The sequence below is a fragment of the Streptomyces bugieae genome (assembly GCF_036352915.1).
Taxonomy (GTDB): Bacteria; Actinomycetota; Actinomycetes; order Streptomycetales; family Streptomycetaceae; genus Streptomyces; species Streptomyces endophytica.
On sequence record NZ_JAZBJP010000179.1, the window covers coordinates 1 to 438 of the forward strand.

The 438-nt window shown below is 71.9% G+C and carries 1 pseudogene; it reads left to right on the plus strand.

The window, feature by feature from the left end:
* Positions 1 to 438 (plus strand): annotated as a pseudogene (locus V2J85_RS40775) (type VII secretion AAA-ATPase EccA); the annotation flags it as partial.

Consider the following 438-nt stretch of genomic DNA (forward strand, 5'->3'; position numbering starts at 1 on the left):
TGCCGAGGCCGATGCGCTGGTGGCCGAACTGCTGGCCCGTCGCCCCGGGTGGCTGAACGCCACCTGGCTCCGGGTCGTGTTCAACCACCACGCCGAGCGCTGGTCCGACGTGGTGCGTCTGCTCACCCCGGTGGTCACCAACCCGTCGCTCGACGAGGTCGCCGCGCACGCCGCGCGGATCACCCTGGGCATCGCGCTGGCGCGCCTCGGCATGCTGGCACCCGCGCTGTCCTACCTGGAGGACCCGTCCGGCCCGATCGCGGTGGCCGCGCTCGACGGCGCCCTGGCCAAGGCGCTGACCCTGCGCACGCAGGGCGAGGACGAGGACGCCAACGAAGTTCTGCAGGACCTGTTCGCGGCCCACCCGGAGAACAAGCAGGTCGAAGAGGCCCTGTTGGATCCGACCTTCGGGCTGCTCACCACCACCGCCGCACGCAT